This is a genomic window from bacterium (genome assembly GCA_016702305.1).
Classification (GTDB): Bacteria; Electryoneota; RPQS01; order RPQS01; family RPQS01; genus JABWCQ01.
Genome location: JADJEH010000001.1, coordinates 342,024 through 363,128 on the forward strand (window position 1 = coordinate 342,024; position 21,105 = coordinate 363,128).

Genomic DNA, 21,105 nt, shown 5'->3' on the forward strand with positions numbered 1-21,105 from the left:
CGAAATTCCCGATAGACGGTAACTTATCCACAAATCGGCGCGTTTTTTTGTGAGTCTTTGGGTTGATTTTCCACTTGAACTTCATTACATTCAATAGCTCAAACTGGGTCAGTCCCGAATGGCGATCGGACACTGCCCAGCCTCACTCGACGGGTTCGGAAGAGCTGCGGCTTCCACCCCAACTGCGACACCCTCTAACACGGATGAATGCATGACGCGTGGACGCTTAGCTCTGCTGGCTGTATTGGCCGCACTTTACCTGTTGATGGGCTGCTCCGCCAGCCGACAACTCTCCAGCCAATCCGGTCGCACTGAATTCCAAGAGCGAATCAGCCAGCCTGACCAGCTTACGGACCGCGAACAGTGGAGCCTCGCCCGCAAAGCCTACGCGTACGCCCAGCGCGCCGAGCAACGCGGTCAGACCGAAGACGCCGCCTTCTACTACGAAACATCGCTTGAATTGCTCGGTGATTTGGATCTGGCTTCAATTGACGTCGAAATGCACCGCGTCGCCAGTTTCAACCGCCGCGTCCTCGATAGCTACGACCTGTTCGTTTCCAACACGAAATCTCTGCCCGCATCGTCGGGGCTGACCGCCGTCATTGAAGCCGGCGAGGTCCAGCACGACGGAGAAGACGAAGAGGACGACGCGCCCGACGAGATTGAAGTCGTCGCACCCGCGCCGGTCGAGCAGCCGTTTGCCGAGACCGAAGTCGTGTCCGTCAAACCGATGCTGCCGCCCGTTCCGATGGAAATCAACAGCAAGGTCCGCAACCAGATACACTTCTTCCAGACCAAGGGCAATAAGGTCATGAACCGCTGGATGGAGCGCGCCGCTGTGGTCTTCCCGCGGATGCGCCCAATCCTGCGCGAAGAAGGTATCCCGCAGGAGATGCTCTATCTTTCGATGATCGAGTCCGGCCTCAATATGCAGGCCTACTCATATGCACACGCCTCCGGCCTCTGGCAGTTCATTCCCGGCACCGCGCGCAACTACGGCTTGCATGTGGATCGTGCCTATGACGAACGCCGTCATGTTGAAATGGCCACCCGCGCCGCCTGTGCCTACTTGCGCACGCTTTACGAAATGTTCGGCGACTGGTATTTGGCCATGGCCGCCTACAATTGCGGCGAAGGCCGAATTGCCAAAGAGATCAAGCGCTGCAAGACCACCGACTATTGGGAAATGCACCGCCTGCCGCGCCAGACCAAGGGCTATGTCCCAACCTATCTGGCTGCCCGAACCATCTGCGAAAATCCGACTCGCTACGGCTTCCCGCCCTTGCCGCCGGAACGTCCTTTCGAATGCGAGCGCATCTTTGTGCCGGGCGGATACAAGATTGACGATATTGCCCGGGCGGCCGGACATGATCCGCAGGCCGTGCGGGAGCTGAATCCTGAGTTCTTGAAAGGCGTCATCCCCGACCGCGGTCAAGAGATGCTGGTCCGCCTGCCGGGATCCGCGTCCGAGTCGTTCTCAGAAGAACTCGCCAACCTGCCGAAGACGGTGATCGCGCCGACCAGCGTGCACCGCGTCCGCAAGGGCGATACCCTGAACAAGATCGCCAGCAAGTACGGCACGAGCGTCAATGCGATTCTCGGCATGCCTGAAAACAAGCGCGTCAAGGCGCGTTCGTTGCGCGTCGGTCAGGAAATAGTTATTCCGGTCACCGAAGTCCGCTACGCTGAACAGGCGCCGGCGAAGACCGTCAAAGAAACCGCCGCTGAACGGAGTGCTGAGTCCGCCGCCGTCTCCGAGACGGTCACCGACCGCATCACCTACACGGTCCACCGCGGCGAATCGCTCGGCAGCATTTCCGGCCGCTTGGGTGTGTCGGTAGATCAGATCTGCCGTGAAAACGGCATCAGCAATCCCAACAAGATCCAGCCTGGCCAAAAGCTCACCGTCACCGTCAAGGGTGAGCAGCAGGTCATGCAAGTGGCTCAGGCCGCCAAGAGCAAGTCGAAATCAAAAATCGCCTCCACCGGCACTTCCGATGCCGCCAAGAAGTACTACACCGTGCAGCGCGGCGACACCGCCTGGAGCATCGCCCAGCGCCACGGCCTCGATCTTGACACCATGCTCAAGCTCAATCGTCTGTCGCGCCGCGCCAATATCTACCCCGGTCAGCGCTTAGTCGTTAGTAAGTAGTTTCGAGCAACACCGTCGCGCTCGCGGCGGCAGGTGTTTGCGTCTGACCCTATAGTTCCCGTATTGTTCACTTCATGATGGAGACTTGCTGTGGGTCGCACGGTGACCAAACAGGAGCTTGTTGACAAACTCGCCGAAGGCATCGGCCTCACCCGCATCGAAACACAAGCCGTCGTTGACGGCTTTTTGGCCCTTGTTATGGAGGCCGTCTCCACCGGCGATCGCGTCGAATTGCGCCGCTTTGGAGTATGGAAACCTGTGCATCGCAAAGGCCGTCAAGTGCGCACGCCTGATGGTTTGCACGAAGTCCAAATCCCCGACCGCACCGCCGCCGTGTTCGTTCCCGCCGACGAGTTCCGCGACCGCATGCTCAAAGACTGAGCCGCGTTCGTACTGTCCACGCCGCGTTTTTTTCCTGTTACTGTTAATACATCATTCACCCCGCCAAGGCCTGCGCCGAGGCAGAAACGGAGACACCCTTGCCCTGTGGTAAGAAGCGCAAGCGCCATAAAATGGCCACGCACAAGCGCAAAAAAAGACTGCGCAAGAATCGCCATAAAAAGAAACTGCGCTAAGGGTCACGCGCGTTCGCGCGTGACTCCCACCGCCGGATCATCACGGGTGCGGGCCTTCTTCGTGAGGCCCCGCCGTGTTTGTAGGATTACCCCTCACCGTGAATTCCGACCCCGCAGCCAAGCCTAATGCCGATGCCCAAAGCCTGACGGTCTCCGCACTCACGCGTGAGATCAAACGGCTCTTGCGCGAACGCTTCGAGCCGCTGTGGGTCGAAGGCGAACTGTCCGGGTACAAGCCGCACTCCAGCGGCCACCACTACTTTACGCTGAAAGACGCGACCGCACAACTGTCCTGCGCCATGTGGCGCATGTACGGAAAAGGGCTGCGCTTTACGCCGCGAGACGGTCTGCTCGTGCAGGCCTTCGGACAACTCGAGGTCTACGAACCGCAAGGCAAGTATCAGCTCATCGTCTATGAGCTCAGACTGTCCGGCGAGGGGGAACTCCAGCGCGCCTTTGAAGAGCTGAAACGACGGCTCGAACAGGAAGGTCTGTTCGACAGCGCCCGTAAACGCCCGCTGCCGGCCTATCCCCACCGGATTGGCCTGGTGACCTCGCCCACCGGCGCGGCCCTGCGCGACATGCAGACCGTGGCGGCGCGGCGATGGCCGCTCACCGAACTCGTGCTGAAACCTGCGCGCGTACAGGGCAAAGGCGCTGCCGAAGAAATTGCTCAGGCCATCCGCGAGTTCTCCAATTCCGGCGACGTGGACATAGTTGTCGTCGGTCGCGGCGGCGGATCGCTCGAAGACCTCTGGTGCTTCAACGAAGAAGTCGTCGCGCGCGCCATCTTCGAAAGCAAAGTTCCCGTCGTCTCCGCAGTTGGACACGAAATAGACTTCACGATCGCTGACTTTGTCGCCGATCTGCGCGCGCCAACGCCGTCCGCTGCCATGGAGATTATTCTCCCCGACGGAGCGGACATTCGGCGGCAACTGGTGCAGCTCGAACGCCGCCTGTCACGCATGACCGTGGATCGCGTGTCGCTGCTGAAACATCAACTGCACGCCCTGACCGCGCATTGGGCCTTGCGGCAACCGCTGCAATGGGCGCAGGCCGCCGCACAGCGCGTGGATGATTTGCATGATCGCTTGCACGAAGCGGCCCTCGCCGCACAATCCGCTGCCGCCGACGAGCACGCGCGGTTGCACGATCTCCTGACCGCCGTTTCACCACGGCGCGTCCTGCAGCGCGGCTTCGCTATCGTCCGCGACAGCGACGGAGTTGCGCTGCGCTCCGCCGCGCACACCCGGCCCGGTGAACTGCTCACGATTGAACTCGCCGCAGGCGAACTCAAGGCCCGCGTCCAGAACTCCGCCATCCCCGATCTCTTCGATGACCGCTAAACCCAAAGCCACCAAAGCCGAATTCGTTGATCCCAAGAGCTTCGAAGAGGCTCTCGAACGTTTGCAGGAGCTCGTGGAAAAGCTCGAAGCCGGTGAAATCTCGCTGGAAGAATCCGTGCAGGCCTTCGAAGAAGGACAAAAGCTCTCCGTCTATTGCCAGCACAAGCTCAAAGCCGCCGAGGCGTCGTTGAAAAAACTGTTGGATCAGTCGGCCGCCGCTGATCCCCTTACGGAAGAAGAGTAGGGGAGACGCGCCGTGCTGCTCGGGATCATGGGTAACCCCACCAAACCGCGCTTCGCCAAAGAGGTAGCGGCCTTTGCCGCGCTGTTGCGCGCACGCAGCGTGCCGTTTGTCTACGATGCTGAGAACCTGCCCGTCGTCCCGCTGTCGGCGCAGGAAGTCGTCGCCCATGATCGCATTGGCGAGCAGGCCGATCTCATACTTAGCTTCGGAGGGGACGGCACACTCTTACGCACTGCCGCAGCCGTGGCACCGCACGGCAAACCGATTCTCGGCGTCAATCTTGGCCCCGGCCTTGGCTACCTCACCGACGTAACGCCGTCCGAACTCAAAACAATGCTCGACCGCGTGCTTGCCGCGGACTACCGCGTCGAGGAACGCATGATGATTCAGGCCTCCGTCTCTGGAAACGATCGAGTCTTCCATGCCCTCAACGACTTCGTCGTCGGACAACCGGAAGTTTCCCGCACCAGCGCGTTTGATCTGTTCATTGATTCACTCCCGGCGTCAACCTATCGAGCCGACGGACTCATCATCGCGTCGCCTACTGGCTCGACCGCGTATTCGCTGTCCGCAGGCGGACCGATTCTCGAACCGACGCTGCAGGCCCTGATTATCACGCCCATCTGCCCGCACACTCTCAGCATGCGTCCGCTCGCCGTGTCCAGCAAACGGAGCATCGCGGTCCGTGCGCAAGGGCCGGCAGTTCTGACCGCCGATGGTGAGATGATTTGTTCGCTATCCGCCGAGCAGGAAGTCACCGTGCGCAAAGCCGACCTCGCCGCATTGCTGGTCAATATGCACCGCCGCGACTTCTATCACGTCCTGCGCGACAAACTCCGCTGGGGAGCGGCACCCGGCGGCTCGCAAAACCTCTAAGGCCTCATGGGACTTTTCGATAAACTCAAGAAAGCGCTAACCAAGACTCGCGAAGCCATCACCGAAAAGTTGGCCGCCGTCTTTCGCCCGGGCCGCAAGCTCGATCGGGCGCTCTTGCAGGAGCTCGAAGATATCCTGCTCTCGGCCGATGTCGGCCTCGAAACCACCGAGTATCTCATTGAACGCTTGCAAGCGGCAGGACGCGCAGCCGGGCCGGAGGCTGATGCCGACGCGCTACTGCGGCAAGAGATCGTCGCTCTGCTGAAAGAGGCCGAAGGGACGCCGCCTGTGCCCGGTGATCCGCACGTCATATTGATCGTCGGAGTGAATGGCACCGGCAAAACCACCAGCGTGGGTAAACTTGGGAAATACCTTGCATCACAAGGTCAATCCGTGATGTTTGTGGCAGCCGATACGTTCCGCGCAGCGGCCATTGATCAATTGAAGATCTGGGGCGAGCGCAGCAACATCCCCGTTGTCGCGGGAGAACCCAACGGCGACAGCGCCGCCGTAGCGGTGGATGCGTTGCAAGCAGCCCGCAGCCGCGGTATCCAGCGCCTCGTCGTGGACACCGCCGGTCGCCTGCATAACAAGAGCAATCTTATGCAGGAACTGGAGAAAGTCTCGCGCGTGCTAAATAAGCGACTGCCCGGCGCGCCCCACGAGGTACTCCTCGTTCTGGATGCCACGACCGGACAAAATGGCCTGAATCAGGCCAAGGAATTCACCAAGACCGCCGGAGTGACGGGGCTGATCCTCACGAAGATTGACGGCACCGCCAAAGGCGGTGTCGCCTTAGCCATCGCCCGTACGATGAAACTGCCGATCTGTTACGTGGGCTTTGGTGAGTCCCTCGACGACTTTGAAGCGTTTAGTGCCGAAAAATTTGCCGAAAGCCTGCTCGGCGAACGCTCCGAAGCCACTGCATGACCGCGCCGCTGCACATGCCCCTGCGAGTGGTCATTCTGCGCTCGCAATATCACGAGACGATCACGGCCAATCTGCTCGATGGCGCAGTCAGTGAATTGCGCGCGCATGGCCTGGACGATTCGCAGTTCGAGATCGTAACCGTCCCGGGTGCGTTCGAATTGGCCACCGCCGCAGCCCGCGTCGTGAAGCGCTTGAACGTGGACGCCGTTATTGCGTTGGGCTGTGTTGTCCGCGGTGAAACACCACACTTCGATTTCATTTGTCAGGCCTGCGCCAACGGCTTGTCGCGCGTCGGCGAATCCTCAGGAAAGCCCGTTACCTTCGGCGTTATCACGGCCAACACCGTTGAACAGGCGTTTGAACGCGCCGGCGGGCGAGTTGGCAACAAAGGTCAGGAAGCCGCTCGTGCGGCACTTGAACTCGTGTCTGCCTTGAAACTATGGGAGCAGCAGCAAGTCACAGGCTCTTAACCCTTTTCTTCGGTCAATTGTGAGGGCATAACATGCCGCTGCTCGTCGCGCTTTGTGCGCTGACTATCGCAACTATCGCTTCTGCCAACCCGTTCCGTTGGACGACCTACACATCCGCGTCCAGCGTCCGCAATCTGCTCGTGACCGACGCCGGACTCTGGCTCGGCACCACTGGTGGCCTCGTCTCATTTGACCGGGCGACCGGCGAGTTTGATGTCTACACCAACACCCGTGGACTGGCAATGAACGCTACCGTGGGGCTGGGCGAAGATCAACAGGGTTGGATCTGGATCGTCGCGCCCGATGGCCGTATCACGCGACTCAATCCGCGGACCGGTCAAACGAAGGTCATCTCGGACCTGCAAAACGAGATCTTTGAAGTCTCCTCGATCGTGCGGGTCGGGGAGGAAATGTTTTTGGGGGCCAACAACGGAATCTACCGTTTCGCCTACTACGGCGTCGTAGATAACTACCGTGTTCTGGAGCGCGTCCGCGTGCTCGGGAGTTTCCCGACCAGCATTGCCGTTGCCGATCTCGTTGCCCACGACGGCTTTCTCTATGCCGCCACCATCGCAGGACTCGCCCGGGCGCCCCTGACCAGTGCGCAGTTCTCCGCGCCCGCCGTCTGGGAAAACTACACGCTCACCGAAGGACTCCCGGCCAATAACGTTGAGGCGCTCGGTCTCGACGGGCAACGGCTCTGGCTGGCCACCGAGTCTCAAACCGCGTCCTTTGACGGCACTAATTTCAGTACGCCGATTAGCGCACCTGAGGCTGTGCTCGAATTTGTCGGTTTTGATGGACAGTTCTACGCCATTAGCGAGAACACGCTCTATCGTTTCGCTGGTAATGCCTGGACCTCCACGGGACTCGGTCAACCGGGCCTGGCGGCGGTCGCCGTCACCGCCCTCGACGGCGTAAACATCCTCGCCATCGGTGTTGCAGATCGCAGCGAACGGCCCGGCGGACTGCGCTTCTTTGACGGGGCCGATCTGTCACCGATCATCGCGCCGCGCGGTGTGGGGGGCAACGCGGTCACCGCGCTGACGTTTGACTCCATCGGTGATCTCTGGGTTGCCAGCCAAGGTGCTCGTACCGGCGTCTCCAAATTCTCGCACGAGCAATGGACTGCCTACACCCGCAGCGATACGCTTGGCGGGCTCTTCTGGAATTCCGGTCCGCGCTCCGCCGTTGCCGATAACTACGGCGGTGTCTGGTTCGGCAGCGATGGCGGCGGCGTTATTCGCCATCACAATGGCGAGTTCTATCGCTACAATTCCATCGAGGACGCAGGTTTTGATCAGGATGGCCCGCGGCTCTCCGGGATATCGGGCTCACCATCCTTCTGCGTCACACGGGTCGGCAAGCTCCCCTCCGGGGACATTCTCATCTCGAATCGTCTGGCCACCGTTCCACGTACTGTAGCCGTTGTCACCAATGATTGGCTCAGCCAGGGCAACAATCCCACGCCGTGGGCCTACTACCGCACGCAGAGCGAGTCCGGAATCGCCCGCCCATACGAAATCAACGAGATCTTCGGTGATCCCTTTGGCCGCATCTTCGTCGGAGCGAGCTTCGACGGAAACCACACCTTCGTCTGCGATCCGGCCGGAACGCTGGCCGATACATCTAATGACCAATGGGCCAGCTACGATCCCGTCGAGTTGCAAGACGCCGCCACGACGTGCTTCGAGGACATCAACCGCGAGGTGCTGTCCTTCGCCGTGGACAAACAGAAATACCTCTGGGTCGGCACACCCGGCGGCGCGTACTATTCGCAAGGTGGCTTGACTCACAGCGGTAATCCGCAGGATAGTCTGCCCGATGACATCGCGAACTTGCGCTTCATCTGTCTGTTTGATCTGCCCATCGGTCGCCGCGTTAATCACATTCATGTGGACGCGCAGGACAACAAGTGGTTTGCAACCGATGAAGGCGTGGCCGTGCTCGATCCGAGCTTCTCCTGGGTTCACGTGTTCCAAACATCGAGCAGCATTGACTTCGCGTCGGACCTCGCGTCAGAAAATGTAACTTCGATAACATCTAATCCCAGCACCGGCGAAGTTTGGATCGGCACGCTTGATGGTCTGTCACGACTCGAAACTCCCTACGTTACGCGCGAACGTACGCTCGACGAAGTCTGGCCCTATCCCAATCCGTTCATCGCTGACGGTACACAGCACATGTATCTCGATGCGAACGCGCTGGGGGGCCGTTTTGATGAATTGCGCGTCTTTACACTCACGGGCCGACTGGTCCGCGAATTAGCGTGGAGCACTGCCATCAGCACGGGCTGGGACGGCCGCAATGAAGATGGCGAGCTCGTCGCCGGCGGCGTCTATCTGCTGGTCGCCACCACTTCTGATGGCCACTCCGCCACCGGTAAACTTGCCGTGCTGGGCCGGTAGCCAATGCTCGCGCGCCTGAGCATTCGCGACTTCCTGCTGGTCAAAGAGATCACTCTCGACTTATTGCCCGGCTTCACCGCCATCACCGGTGAAACAGGCGCGGGTAAAAGCATGATCCTCGGCGCGCTGCGCGTCCTGTTTGGCGACTCCCTGAGCGAGAGCATGATCCGCGAAACTGCCGACCGCGTGATCATCGAAGCGGAATTTCAACTCGCATCGCCCGAGGCCGTTCGGGCCCTGCTCGGCGAAGATGCTGACGACGAACCCACGACGATTCTTGCCGTGCGCCGCGAATTGACCCGCGGTGGCCGGGCGCGCGGCTACATTCAGGACCGCCCCGCAACCGTAGAGCTGCTCAAATCCGTGGGCGAACAGCTCATGGACTTCCACGGTCAACGCGACAGCCTTTCGCTCTTTCGTGCCGCGCGTCAGCTTGAATTCCTCGATGCCTTCGCGGGCAACGCTGAACTCTGCGATCGCGTTGCCGCCGACTTTCGCCGCCGCGCTGATCTGCATAGACACCGCGATGAACTGCTGCGTGTCGTCACGGAGCGCCGCAAGGAACAGGCATTGCTGGCCTATCAATTGGAAGAAATCGAACGGCTTGGCCTGCACGCCGGTGAAGATGTTGACATCACCGCGCGCCTGAAACGTCTTGAGCAATCCGAGAAGCTCATTACTCTCGCCACGCAAATGGCGGGCATTTTGGAACAGGACGACGTTTGTGCCGTTGCGCTGACCGGACAAGCGCGGCAGCTCGCCGACGAAATCAAACGTTACGACGATCAGTTTCAACCGATCGCATCCGAACTCGCGGAGCTCGCCGCCCGGTTGCGTGATGTGAGCGCTGAAGTCAGCCGCTACGCCGAACACGTCGAAGTGGACACCGCCGAACTCGAATTGCTGCGGCAACGCGCCGCCACGATCTCGGAACTGCGCCGCAAACACGGCCTTGACCTGCAACAGATTCTCGAACGCGCGCAAAACATGAAATCCGAGCTGGCGGAATTGGCACGCCTCGAACAGCAGCTCGCGCTGCTTGACCGCGACCTCGATTCCGCCGCCAAAGCTCTGCACGAGTCCGCGCACTTGCTTACCGCCGCGCGCAAATCCGCCGCACCCAAATTCGGCAAGGCCGTCGCGCAGGCGCTTGAGCCGCTGGGATTTGCCAAGCCGCGCTTCGAAATCAAACTCGACGCCGCCGACCCCGCCGACCCTGCGCATATCTCCCGCAGCGGCGCGGATTCCGTGGACTTTCTGTTCGCGGCATCCGCTGGCCAGAAACTCGCGCCGCTGACTGACGTCGCCTCCGGCGGTGAATCGTCCCGCGTCACGCTCGCCATCAAGAGTGTCGTCGCCGAACGCATGCACTACCCGCTGCTCGTCTACGATGAAATTGATCTCGGCATTTCCGGCCGCGTTGCCGCGGCGGTCGCCAATTTGCTCGACAGCTTGGGTCGCGCGCAACAGCTTATGGTTGTCACGCACCTGCCCCAGATCGCGGCCCGCGCAAACCACCACCTTGAAGTTTCCAAAAGCACCTCCGGCAAGCAAACGCTCACCAGCGCGCGCCTGCTCAAACCCGATGAACGCGCGGCCGCCGTCGCCGCGCTGCTCGCCGGGACCGAAATCTCCGGCAGCGCACTGGCCGCCGCCGGCGAACTCCTCAACTCCCACAAATCCCCGACTGAACTGGCAGACTAACTTTGGATAGCTTACTTCTCCGCGGCGGACGACCGCTCGAAGGAGAGATACCTGTTTCCGGATCGAAAAACGCCACGCTGCCGCTATTGGCCGCCGCGCTCCTCGCTCCCGGCTTCTATCGCTTCACTAACGTCCCGCGCCTTATGGACGTACGCACGATGTGCAACTTGCTCCGTATTCTCGGCGCGAAAGTAGATGAACACGAGCACGAACTGCTCATTGACACGTCGCACGCTTCGCATATTGAAGCACCCTATGAATTGGTCAAAACCATGCGCGCCAGCTTCTATGTGCTCGGTGCGCTGCTTGGACGTCACGGCGAGGCTCGCGTCTCGCTGCCCGGCGGCTGCGCATGGGGACCGCGTCCTGTAGACTTGCACATGAAAGGGATGGAAGCGCTCGGCGCCAAACTGGAGCTCGACCAAGGCTACGTCGTCGCCAAAGCTTTGCCCTTGCGCGGGGCTACTTTCGAGTTCGGCATCTCCAGCGTCGGTGCTTCGGCCAATGTCCTGATGGCAGCCGTCCGTGCTGAAGGGACCACCGTCCTGAAAAACGTCGCGCTCGAACCCGAAGTGACGCAGCTTGCGATCTTCCTCAATCGCATGGGCGCGCGCATCGCCGGTATCGGCTCGCGCGAACTCACCATACAAGGCGTCGCCGAGCTTCATCCCGCCGATGCGGAAATGCTGCCGGATCGCATTGAAACCGGCTCGTACATCTGCGCCGTCGGCATGACAGGTGGCAAAATCAAAATCTCGCGGACTGATCCGGCGCAGTTGACCATCGTTCTCGAAACTGCCCGCCAGGCCGGACTCACTGTGCAAACCGGCGCTGATTACATTTCGGTCGAGCGAACAAATGGTGCGTTGAAACCGGTGACCATTACCACCGACGCCTATCCCGGCTTCCCGACTGACTTGCAAGCGCCGTTCATGGCCATGGCCACGCTCGCCGCCGGAGAATCGCGCATCACCGATACGATCTACACCGATCGCTTCACCCACGTCGCCGAACTCGCGCGACTCGGCGCGAATATCCGCATGGATCACAACGTCGCCGTGATCACCGGCGTGCCGAAACTCACCGGCGCGCCCGTCATGTCCACTGACCTCCGTGCGTCTGTCTGTTTGGTGCTGGCGGGCCTCGCCGCGCACGGCGAAACCGAAGTCAAACGCGTCTATCATCTCGACCGCGGCTACGAAAAACTCGAAGTAAAACTCGCGCGCGTCGGCGCCGATATCCGGAGGATCGAAGGCGACCTATGAGCGCCGATTTCGTTCATCTGCACAACCACTCGGAGTACAGCCTCCTCGACGGCGCCTGTAAGGTCGGCGACCTCGTGCGCCGTGCCGTCGAATTGCAGATGCCCGCAATCGCTCTCACCGATCACGGCGCTCTGCACGGCGTCGTGGATTTCTACTCAGCCTGTAAATCAAACGGTATTCAGCCCATCATCGGCTGCGAAACTTACATCTGCAAGGATCGCTTCAACAAATCCGGCGGTCAACGCAGCCGCGACGGCGAGTACGCCAGCCATCTCCTGCTGCTGGCCAAGAACGAAGCGGGCTACAAAAACCTCGTCAAACTCTCGTCGCGCGGCTATACCGAGGGCTTCTACTACCGGCCGCGCATTGACCACGGACTCCTGGCCGGCCACTGCGACGGACTGATCGCCACCAGCGGCTGCATGTCATCGGAAATTCCCACGCTGCTAATGTCCGGTGACGAAACCGGCGCATGGGAACGAGCGATGTGGTACAAAGAGCTCTTCGGCACGGACTTCTATGTCGAAATCCAGCGCCATGACCTGCCCGACGAACCGCAGCTCAATAAGCAGCTCCTCAAGCTCGCCAAACGGCTTGATGCGAAAGTCATCTGCACGAACGATACGCACTACCTCGAGCGCAGCCATCACGAAGCGCATGACTGTCTTCTGTGCATCGGAACCGGCAAGTTCGTGTCAGACGCCGAGCGCATGAAGTTCGATACGCAGGAGTTCTATCTCAAGACTCCCGCCGAAATGGCCGCGCTCTTCAGCGATGTGCCCGAGGCGCTGCTCAACACGCGCGAAGTCGCCGAAAAGTGCGCCATTGCTCTGGACTTCAACACCCGCCATCTCCCGCACTTCCCGCTGCCGGAGGGTGAGACCACCGAAACAGAGTACCTCACGAATCTCGCGCGCGCCGGATTGACGCGGCGCTATCGCGAAGTTACTCCCGAATTGCTCGAACGCCTCGACTACGAGCTTCGCGTTATTGACCAGATGGGCTTCTCGGGCTACTTCCTCATTGTCTCTGACTTCGTGCGCTATGCGCGCTCGATCGACGTCGCGGTCGGACCGGGTCGCGGTTCCGCCGCCGGTTCGCTTGTCTGCTATGCACTCGGTATCACCAGCCTCGACCCGATGCGCTTCGGCCTTTACTTCGAGCGCTTCCTCAATCCCGAGCGCATCTCGATGCCCGATATTGATATTGACTTCCATGACGAAGGCCGCGCCCGCGTGATTGAATATGTGCGCGAAAAATATGGCGCTGAATCCGTCGCGCAGATCATCACCTTCGGCCGCCTGAAAGCGCGTGCCGTCGTCCGTGATGTGGGCCGCGTCTTGAGCATGCCCTATGCCGACGTGGATAAGCTCGCCAAACGCATTCCCGAGGGTCCAACCGCCAACCTAACGACGGCCACCGAGAACAATCCCGAGCTGACCACGATGCTCGCCGAGCGCGAAGATTACCGGCGCGTCTTCAATGTCGGTGCCACGCTGGAAGGGCTTTGCCGTCATGCCTCCACGCATGCCGCCGGCGTCGTCATTACCCCCGGACCGCTCACCGATTACGTCCCGCTGTTCCGCCAATCCGACGGCAGTGTCACCACGCAGTTCGATATGAATATCGTGGACAAGATCGGCCTGCTTAAGATGGACTTCCTCGGATTGCGCACGCTCAACGTCATTGACCTGTGCACGCGCATGCTGGCCGACCGCGGCATAACCCTTGAACTCGATACGCTTCATGAATCCAACGACGACAAGACCTATGACCTGCTCGGTCGAGGTGACACTGTCGGCGTCTTCCAGCTTGAATCGGGCGGCATGCGCGAGTGGCTCACCAAGCTGAAGCCCAACTGCATTGACGATATTGTGGCTATGGTCGCGCTCTACCGCCCCGGGCCGATGAATATGATCGGCGACTTCATCGAGCGTAAGCATGGCCGCACGCCCGTCGCATACCTGCATCCGAAACTAAAACCGATCCTCGACCAGACATACGGAGTCATCGTTTATCAGGAACAGGTTCTGCGGATCGCCCGCGATATCGCCGGGTTCACGTTGGGCCGCGCTGACATTCTGCGGAAAGCAATGGGCAAGAAGAAGAAGGAAGAGATGGAGAAGGTCCGCGCCGACTTCATCGCCGGTTGCCTGTCGCATAGCGGACTTTCGCAGAAACTTGCCGAAGAAATATACGAACTGGTGCGCAAATTCTCCGAGTACGGTTTCGTCAAGGCGCATGCCGCCTGCTACGCCGTCCTCGCCTATCAGACTGCCTATCTTAAGGCTAACTATCCCGCGGAATTCGTCGCATCCAATATCGCGTCGTATCATGGTGACACCAAGCGCATGCCGAAAGTCATCAGCGACGCGCGCAAGTGCGGAGTCTCCGTGCGGCCGCCGGATGTGAATCAATCGGTGGCCAACTTCTCCGTGTCCGGCGACGCCGTGCGCTGCGGGCTCGAGAATATCAAGAACATCGGCCACAGTCCCGTCGAGTCTATCTTGAATGCGCGCGCCAAGGGCGGACCGTTCACGAGCTTTTTTGACATGGCCGCCCGCGTGGACTCACGCGTCGTCAATCGCAAAGTCATTGAGAGTCTGATTGGAGCGGGTGCGCTCGACTCGCTGCCCGGCAATCGCGGTCGCTTCTTCGCGTCAATCGAATCGTTCTTGTCTTATTCCGCGGAAAAAGAACGTGAACGCGATTTCGGTCAATCGTCCCTGTTTGGTGGCGTTGCCTCCGCGACTTCGCTCGAACCACAGCTCCCCGAGGTGATGGATCAGTCCTTCGACGAGAAGATTGCCCGCGAAAAAGAGCTGCTCGGCTTCTATGCCACCGGTCATCCGCTCGACATGGAACGAGATGTCATCGCCTCGATTACAACGGCCGCGTTGGGTGACACCGCCGAGCTCGCCGATCAGGACAGCGTGCGGCTGGGCGGAGTGGTTACGGACATTCGCCGTCAGGTCACGCGCAAAGGCAAGCCGATGGCCACCGTCATCTTCGAAGACTACACGGGTTCCGCCGAAATTCTCGTCTTCTCCGATGTGCTCGAAAACTACCTGCCGATTCTGCAGAAAGATGCGCGTCTGATCATCGTCGCGCGCGTCACTCGCCGCGAGGACGAGGAACCCAAGTTTATCGCTGAGGAAATTTACTCTATTGAGGAAGCCAAGGCGCGATTCATCAAGCGCCTGCTCCTGCACCTCGCGCCGCGCCCGGATCTGGAAACCACGCTGAATGCTTTGGAAGATCTCTTTGCTTCCCACAGCGGCGACGTTGAGATTCTCTTCAAAGTCGAACAGAATGGGCAGAACCGCTTTATCCGCTCACGCCGTTATCGTTTGAAGACGTCGCTTGCCGTGATCAACCAGATGCGCAAAGTCATCGGCGAGCAGAACGTAGAGTGCCTATGGCAATGAAACGCCATTGCGCCGCCGACCTGCGTCCGCCCCGTGTCATGATCCAAACGCTCGGCTGCGCCAAGAACGTTGTGGATAGCGAGACGCTCGCCGGACTGCTCAAACAAAGCGGCTACGAATACGTCGAACGCGAAGCGCAGGCCGATGTCGTCGTCGTCAATACGTGCGGTTTCATTGACGACGCGAAAGTGGAGTCCATTCAAGTCATGCTCGAAGCCGTGCGCTGGAAACAGGCCAAGCACGGTCGCCGCGTCTTTGCCATGGGTTGCCTGACACAGCGCGACGGACCTGAAATTCAGGCGGAACTGCCCGAGCTCGACGGCATCTTCGGTATTGGAGACTGGAGCGCAATGCTCGCCGCCCTGGGTGCCAATCCCATGAGCATGTCGAGCTCTTCCTCCGTGTTGACGATGTATAGCGGCAAGGCCGGACCGGGTTCCGCCTATTTGCGTATCTCTGACGGCTGCTCACACGCCTGCGCCTTTTGCGCGATTCCGCAAATGCGCGGTCTCTACCGCAGTGAACCGCTCGATAAACTTGTGGACGAAGCCCGCCTGCTCGCCCGGACCGGAGTCAAAGAGCTGCTGATCATCGGTCAAGAGACGACCAGCTACGGCGTGGACCTCTATCGCCAGCGCATGCTCGCCGAACTCTGCCGCCGTCTGTCCGATATCGAAGGCATCGAATGGATTCGCATTCTCTATGCGCACCCGCCGTCATCACCACCGCAATTGATGACCGAACTCGCGCGCGTGCCCAAGCTCGCGCCGTACATTGACTTTCCCATCGAGCACGCGTCGGCGCGCATGCTCAAACTGATGAATCGCAAGACCAGCCGGAGCAAAATGCAGGAGTCTATCGCGGCCTTTCGCGATGGCCGTGCCGATGTCTGCGTCCGCACGACTGTGCTCGTCGGCTTCCCCGGCGAGACTGATGATGATTTTGAAGAGCTCTATGATTTCATGAGCGAAGTCCGATTCGAACGCGCCGGCGTCTTCACCTATTCGCCGCAAGTCGGAACGGCCGGCGCGCTGCTCCCCGATCGCGTCGAAGAGGGTGTCGCGCTCGACCGCCTCGACAGACTCATGAAATTGCAGAAACAAGTCTGTCTTGATCGTCACAAACAGCAAATTGGTGAAACCATTCCGGTGCTGATCGAGCGCAATGTCCGCGAGGCGTCGTGGGGACGCGGCCCGTGGGATGCACCCGATATTGACGCGCGCGTGCGCGTGCGCGGCACGCTCCCGCCCGGCACGCTTCATCAGGTCAAGATCACCGGCGCCGCCGCCTATCAACTGGATGCCGTGCCCATCGAATCGAGTGCCTTATCGCGGGGTGAATCATGCGGAAACTTAGCACTGCCTGTCTTGTCACGCTGACGCTGCTGACAGCGTTGGCCTTCGCCCAACGACCGCGCCACACGGATGGCCCGGAGGCCCGCGGCTTTCGCTGCTCCTCCGGTCAGCGCTTGTCGTCCGACCCTGATAGCGCCCTCGTTTTCGTCGCGCTTTCCGTCCCCTACGACAATTTGACCTTCGTCCGCGGACAATCGAGCGCGTTCATCGCCCGCTTCGAAGCGTCGTTCGCGCTCTTTGACGAAGCCGATAACCTCGTCGCCGAACGCAGCCTCGACATTGACGTCCACACCGATTCTTTTGAAGAAACCAACAGCCGCACGCTGAATGCCGTGCGCACCGAAGAGTTCTTCATCAAACCCGGCGAGTACGCCGTCTCCGTCACAATCACCGACCGCGAAACCAAGAGCAAGCGCCGCTGGCAGGGCGACGTCTCCGCCGCGCTGATGGACTCGCTGCTCTCCGTTTCCGACCTGTATTGGCTCGACGCCGACTCGCTGCATGACCAGCCGCTCGTGCCGCGCGTCCTTGAGAACTTCTCCAATCGGGACGAGCCCGCGCGCGTTGGCATTGATCTCGTCAGCGTCGCCCGGGACACCTTAACGATCACGTGGACCGTCACCGGCGAAAACAACCAGCCCGTTGCCACGCGCAGCGAACGCGTCTATCCCACGGGCACGGTCGAACATATCGAATACGATGTCGTCCTGGCCAATCTGCCCGTGCAGAAATACAAAATCGCCTTCGAGGCTCTGGGCTTCGGCCGCCGCGAAGCGCGAACCATCACGTTTACAGTCAATATCCCCGGCGTCCCCGCGACGATAACGGATCTCGGCGAAGCCATTCGTCAAGTGAAGTACATCGCTACTGCCGAAGAAAACCGGCGCCTGCGCTCCGCTTCGATGGTGGACCGCGAACAGCTCTTTCGCGAATTCTGGAAACGCCGCGATCCGTCGCCAGAGACGCCGCGCAACGAACTCATGGAAGAGTACTACTTCCGCATTGACTACGCCGACGACAAGTACTCGACGCATCGCGCCGGCTGGGAAACCGATCGCGGCCGCGTCTTCATACTCTATGGCGAGCCCACCGACATCGAGCGGCATCCCTTTGAATCCGGTTCGCGACCCTACGAAATCTGGTTCTATCACAATTTGAATCGCCGCTTCGTGTTCGTGGACTACACCGGCTTCGGCGACTATACGCTCGCCGGACCGCAGTGGGGGTATTGAGTTCGTGTTGAATGCGCTCGCGCCCGGATCTGTCTTCGGTATCTCCGCACCCGCCGGTCCGGTCAAGCCCGAAAAACTCGAACGAGCCGTCGCCCATCTGCACGATTTGGGTTACCGCACCAAGCTCTCCCCAAACGTGTTGTCGCAGGACGGATTTCTCTCCGCACACGATGACATTCGCTCGCGCGAGCTGCTCGCACTGTTCGCCGATCCTGAGGTCCACGCCGTCTGGAGTGCCCGTGGTGGAGTCGGCACGTCGCGCCTGCTTGCGGGGCTCGATCTCGGCGTCATTGCATCGTCCCGCAAACCGTTAATCGGCTTTTCAGATCTCACCGCCTTGCAATGGGCGCTCTGGGCCAAACTGCGGGCCGTCAGTTTCACGGGACCGCTCGCCGTTGAATTTGATGGTTCGCTTTCACCAGCTACGGAATCATGCGCCATGCGCGTGCTGGCGGGGGAGACCTTCAACTTGTTGGACGGATTCTCAGTCAATCCACTCGAATTTTTGCGCGGCGGCGCCACCGAAATCATTGCGCCAGCCCTGCCCGGGAATTTGACGATGATCACGACGCTGCTCGGCACGCCGTGGCTGCCAGACTTGCGCGGCGCTATGCTCTTCATCGAGGATGTCGCCGAGCCGCCTTATCGTGTGGATCGCCTGCTCTTTCATCTGCGCAACGCGGGCGGTCTGCAGAATCTCGCGGCGCTGGTCGTCGGCGACTTTGGTTGGGATCCCAGTGATGACAAATCCCGCGCACAACTTCGCCAAAGCGTGCTCGACGCGACGCTCGGCACGAACTACCCGATCATTCTGAATTTCCCCTACGGACACGGCCGCGACCGCGTGACCTTACCTGTAGGCGGCGTGTTGCGCATGCGACTGGATGCCACGACGCCTGAATTGTCCATTGCTGTCTCACCATTCATTGCGCCAAATTTCGCCTGATGCGTATCGCCTACTTCGCTTCCGGCAGCGGTTCAACGTTCCAATTTCTGGTCGAAAGCGCCCGTACCGAACAGCTTCCCTGCGACCACGCGTTGCTGATCTGTTCCAACATGAATGCGTTCGCCTTGAGCCGGGCGCGTGAACTGGACGTTCCCGCCGAAGTAATTCGCCGCCGCGACTTCCCGTCGCCTGTGGAACACGGCCAGGCGCTGCTAAAAGCATTGCGCACAGCGCAGTGCGATGCCATCTGTCTCTGCGGCTTTTTGGAGTTGATCCCACCTGCCGTCGTCCAGGCCTATCGGAATAAAATCGTCAACATCCATCCGGCCCTGTTGCCTGCCTTCGGCGGCCACGGTATGTATGGAAAACGAGTCCACGAAGCCGTGTTGCAGTACGGTGCGCGCATCACCGGTGCCACCGTCCATTTCGTGGATGAGGAATACGATCATGGCCCGGTCATCGCACAGATTCCTGTACGCGTGGATCCCGCCGACACGCCGGACTCCCTCGCCGCTCGCGTGCAGGCCGCGGAAAAGAACCTCTACTTCGGCGCATTGCGCCTGCTTGTCCGCGACCGGCTGCGTATTCACGACCGTATCGTAACGATCCTACCCTAATACATTCTCATGATCCCGATTCGCCGCGCTCTATTATCTGTCAGCGATAAGACTGGTCTCATTGAACTCGCGCAGGCCTTGCACGCCCACAACGTTGAGCTGATCGCTTCCGGCGGCACTGCCAAAGCGCTGCTTGATCACGGCCTGCCGGTCACCGAAGTCGCGCAATTCACCGGGCACCCTGAAGCGATGGAGGGACGTATCAAAACGCTGCATCCGCGCATTCATGGCGGCCTGCTCGCGCGGCGTGATCACACGGGTGACGACGCCGACATGCAGCGCCTGGGCCTCGATCCCATTGACCTGCTCGTCGTCAACTTCTATCCCTTCCAGCATACGCTTTCGTCGGGAAAATCCGCGGAAGAAATCAACGAGAACATTGATGTGGGCGGTCCTTCCATGGTGCGCGCCGCAGTCAAGAATCGTGCGCATGTTGCCATTCTTACGAATGTCGCGCAATACGCCGATTTTATCTCCGAGTTCAATGCGCAGCGCGGCGCCGTGTCCCCCGAGCTCGCGGACAAGCTGGGCCGCCATGCTTTCATGGAACTTGTCGCCTACGATGGCGCAATTGCCAACTGGCTGAACCCCGACGATTTCCAGGCCCTCGCGTTGCACAAGTCCCGCGCATTGCGCTATGGTGAGAATCCGCATCAGCAGGCCGCCCTCTATGCGCCATTCCACATTCCCGCCGCTGGACTCGTCGCCGCTGACAAGCTCTCGGGGAAGCAACTTTCCTACAACAACTTGCTCGACGCCGACGGCGCGCTCGCCTTGCTCGGAGAATTCTCCGAGTGCGCCTGCGTGATAATCAAGCATGTTACACCGTGCGGCGTTGGCTTGGGCGGTACGGTTGATCAAGCCATTGCCACGGCGCTCAAAACCGATCCGGTTTCGGCATTTGGAGGAATCGTCGCCGTCAATCGCACGTTCGACGAAACCGCCGCCCGGGCGTTGGCCGACATCTTCCTCGAGATCATCCTCGCGCCCGCGTTCACCGACAGCGCGCGCGAAATTCTCGCCAAGAAGAAAGCGCTGCGGCTCATCACCTACGATCAAGCCGCACTCGACTGCCGAGGAGTTGCCACGGAAGTTCGTGCCATATGGGGCGGCTATCTTGTGCAAGACCGCGACAACGGCTTCCCCGAATGGGCCGACGCCAAAGTCGTCACGAAGCGCGCGCCGACCAACGCTGAACTCACTGCGCTCAAGCTTGGTTGGATAGTTGCAAAACACGTTCGTTCCAACGCCATTGTCTTCGCCTCAGCGACCGGAACACTCGGCATCGGCGCCGGACAGATGTCGCGTGTGGACTCGACGCGCTTCGCCGTACTGAAAGCTGAGTCCGCCAAGCTCGCGCTCGCCAATTCTGTTTGTGCGTCTGACGCCTTCTTCCCCTTCCGCGACGGACTCGATCTCGTCGCGTCCGCCGGTGCCACCGCCGTTGTCCAGCCCGGCGGTTCTGTCCGCGATGAAGAAGTCATCACCGCCGCCGATGAACACAATATCGCCATGCTCTTTACGGGCCGCCGCCACTTCAAACACTGAGCTTCATCT

Annotated in this window: 16 protein-coding genes; all 16 read left to right on the top strand. The window is 60.2% G+C overall.

The features are described from left to right. The first annotated feature begins 211 nt into the window (after positions 1-211). A complete protein-coding gene (locus IPH10_01365) occupies positions 212-2,152 on the top strand; it encodes a LysM peptidoglycan-binding domain-containing protein (protein ID MBK6909576.1) in 1,941 nt (646 codons plus the stop codon). A gap of 90 nt (positions 2,153-2,242) precedes the next feature. Beyond that, a complete protein-coding gene (locus tag IPH10_01370; protein ID MBK6909577.1) occupies positions 2,243-2,533 on the top strand; it encodes an HU family DNA-binding protein in 291 nt (96 codons plus the stop codon). Positions 2,534-2,825: 292 nt separating this feature from the next. Continuing rightward, positions 2,826-4,073: an exodeoxyribonuclease VII large subunit gene (xseA, locus tag IPH10_01375; protein MBK6909578.1), complete on the top strand. Its 1,248-nt coding sequence runs from the start codon at positions 2,826-2,828 to the stop codon at positions 4,071-4,073. Then, on the top strand, positions 4,063-4,317 hold the full coding sequence (gene xseB / locus IPH10_01380; protein MBK6909579.1) for an exodeoxyribonuclease VII small subunit: 255 nt from the start codon (positions 4,063-4,065) through the stop codon (positions 4,315-4,317). Before xseA ends, xseB begins: the two co-directional genes overlap by 11 nt. A 12-nt stretch (positions 4,318-4,329) precedes the next feature. After that, positions 4,330-5,193: an NAD(+)/NADH kinase gene (locus IPH10_01385; GenBank protein ID MBK6909580.1), complete on the top strand. Its 864-nt coding sequence runs from the start codon at positions 4,330-4,332 to the stop codon at positions 5,191-5,193. 6 nt (positions 5,194-5,199) lie between these two features. Next, on the top strand, positions 5,200-6,123 hold the full coding sequence (ftsY, locus tag IPH10_01390) for a signal recognition particle-docking protein FtsY (GenBank protein ID MBK6909581.1): 924 nt from the start codon (positions 5,200-5,202) through the stop codon (positions 6,121-6,123). Continuing rightward, positions 6,120-6,593 carry a 6,7-dimethyl-8-ribityllumazine synthase gene (locus IPH10_01395; GenBank protein MBK6909582.1) on the top strand — a complete coding sequence of 158 codons (474 nt, stop codon included), beginning with the start codon at positions 6,120-6,122 and terminating at the stop codon, positions 6,591-6,593. The genes ftsY and IPH10_01395 overlap by 4 nt, the downstream gene beginning before the upstream one ends. 32 nt (positions 6,594-6,625) lie before the next feature. Further along, positions 6,626-9,001 carry a hypothetical protein gene (locus tag IPH10_01400; protein ID MBK6909583.1) on the top strand — a complete coding sequence of 792 codons (2,376 nt, stop codon included), beginning with the start codon at positions 6,626-6,628 and terminating at the stop codon, positions 8,999-9,001. Between the two features lie 3 nt (positions 9,002-9,004). Further along, a complete protein-coding gene (gene recN, locus IPH10_01405; GenBank protein MBK6909584.1) occupies positions 9,005-10,705 on the top strand; it encodes a DNA repair protein RecN in 1,701 nt (566 codons plus the stop codon). A gap of 2 nt (positions 10,706-10,707) precedes the next feature. Further along, entirely contained in the window at positions 10,708-11,970 is a 1,263-nt protein-coding gene (gene murA, locus IPH10_01410; protein MBK6909585.1) for a UDP-N-acetylglucosamine 1-carboxyvinyltransferase, read from the top strand. Next, the gene (locus tag IPH10_01415) at positions 11,967-15,398 is read left to right on the top strand and encodes a DNA polymerase III subunit alpha (GenBank protein MBK6909586.1); all 3,432 of its coding nucleotides are present in this window, start codon (positions 11,967-11,969) and stop codon (positions 15,396-15,398) included. Before murA ends, IPH10_01415 begins: the two co-directional genes overlap by 4 nt. After that, entirely contained in the window at positions 15,389-16,777 is a 1,389-nt protein-coding gene (gene rimO / locus IPH10_01420) for a 30S ribosomal protein S12 methylthiotransferase RimO (protein ID MBK6909587.1), read from the top strand. The genes IPH10_01415 and rimO overlap by 10 nt, the downstream gene beginning before the upstream one ends. Then, a complete protein-coding gene (locus IPH10_01425; protein MBK6909588.1) occupies positions 16,741-17,985 on the top strand; it encodes a GWxTD domain-containing protein in 1,245 nt (414 codons plus the stop codon). The genes rimO and IPH10_01425 overlap by 37 nt, the downstream gene beginning before the upstream one ends. A 7-nt stretch (positions 17,986-17,992) precedes the next feature. Further along, the gene (locus IPH10_01430) at positions 17,993-18,931 is read left to right on the top strand and encodes an LD-carboxypeptidase (GenBank protein MBK6909589.1); all 939 of its coding nucleotides are present in this window, start codon (positions 17,993-17,995) and stop codon (positions 18,929-18,931) included. Continuing rightward, positions 18,931-19,548, top strand: coding sequence for a phosphoribosylglycinamide formyltransferase (gene purN / locus IPH10_01435; GenBank protein ID MBK6909590.1), 618 nt, complete (start codon positions 18,931-18,933; stop codon positions 19,546-19,548). Before IPH10_01430 ends, purN begins: the two co-directional genes overlap by 1 nt. A 9-nt stretch (positions 19,549-19,557) precedes the next feature. Continuing rightward, positions 19,558-21,096, top strand: a complete 1,539-nt coding sequence (purH, locus tag IPH10_01440; protein ID MBK6909591.1) for a bifunctional phosphoribosylaminoimidazolecarboxamide formyltransferase/IMP cyclohydrolase — start codon at positions 19,558-19,560, stop codon at positions 21,094-21,096. Positions 21,097-21,105 lie beyond the last annotated feature (9 nt).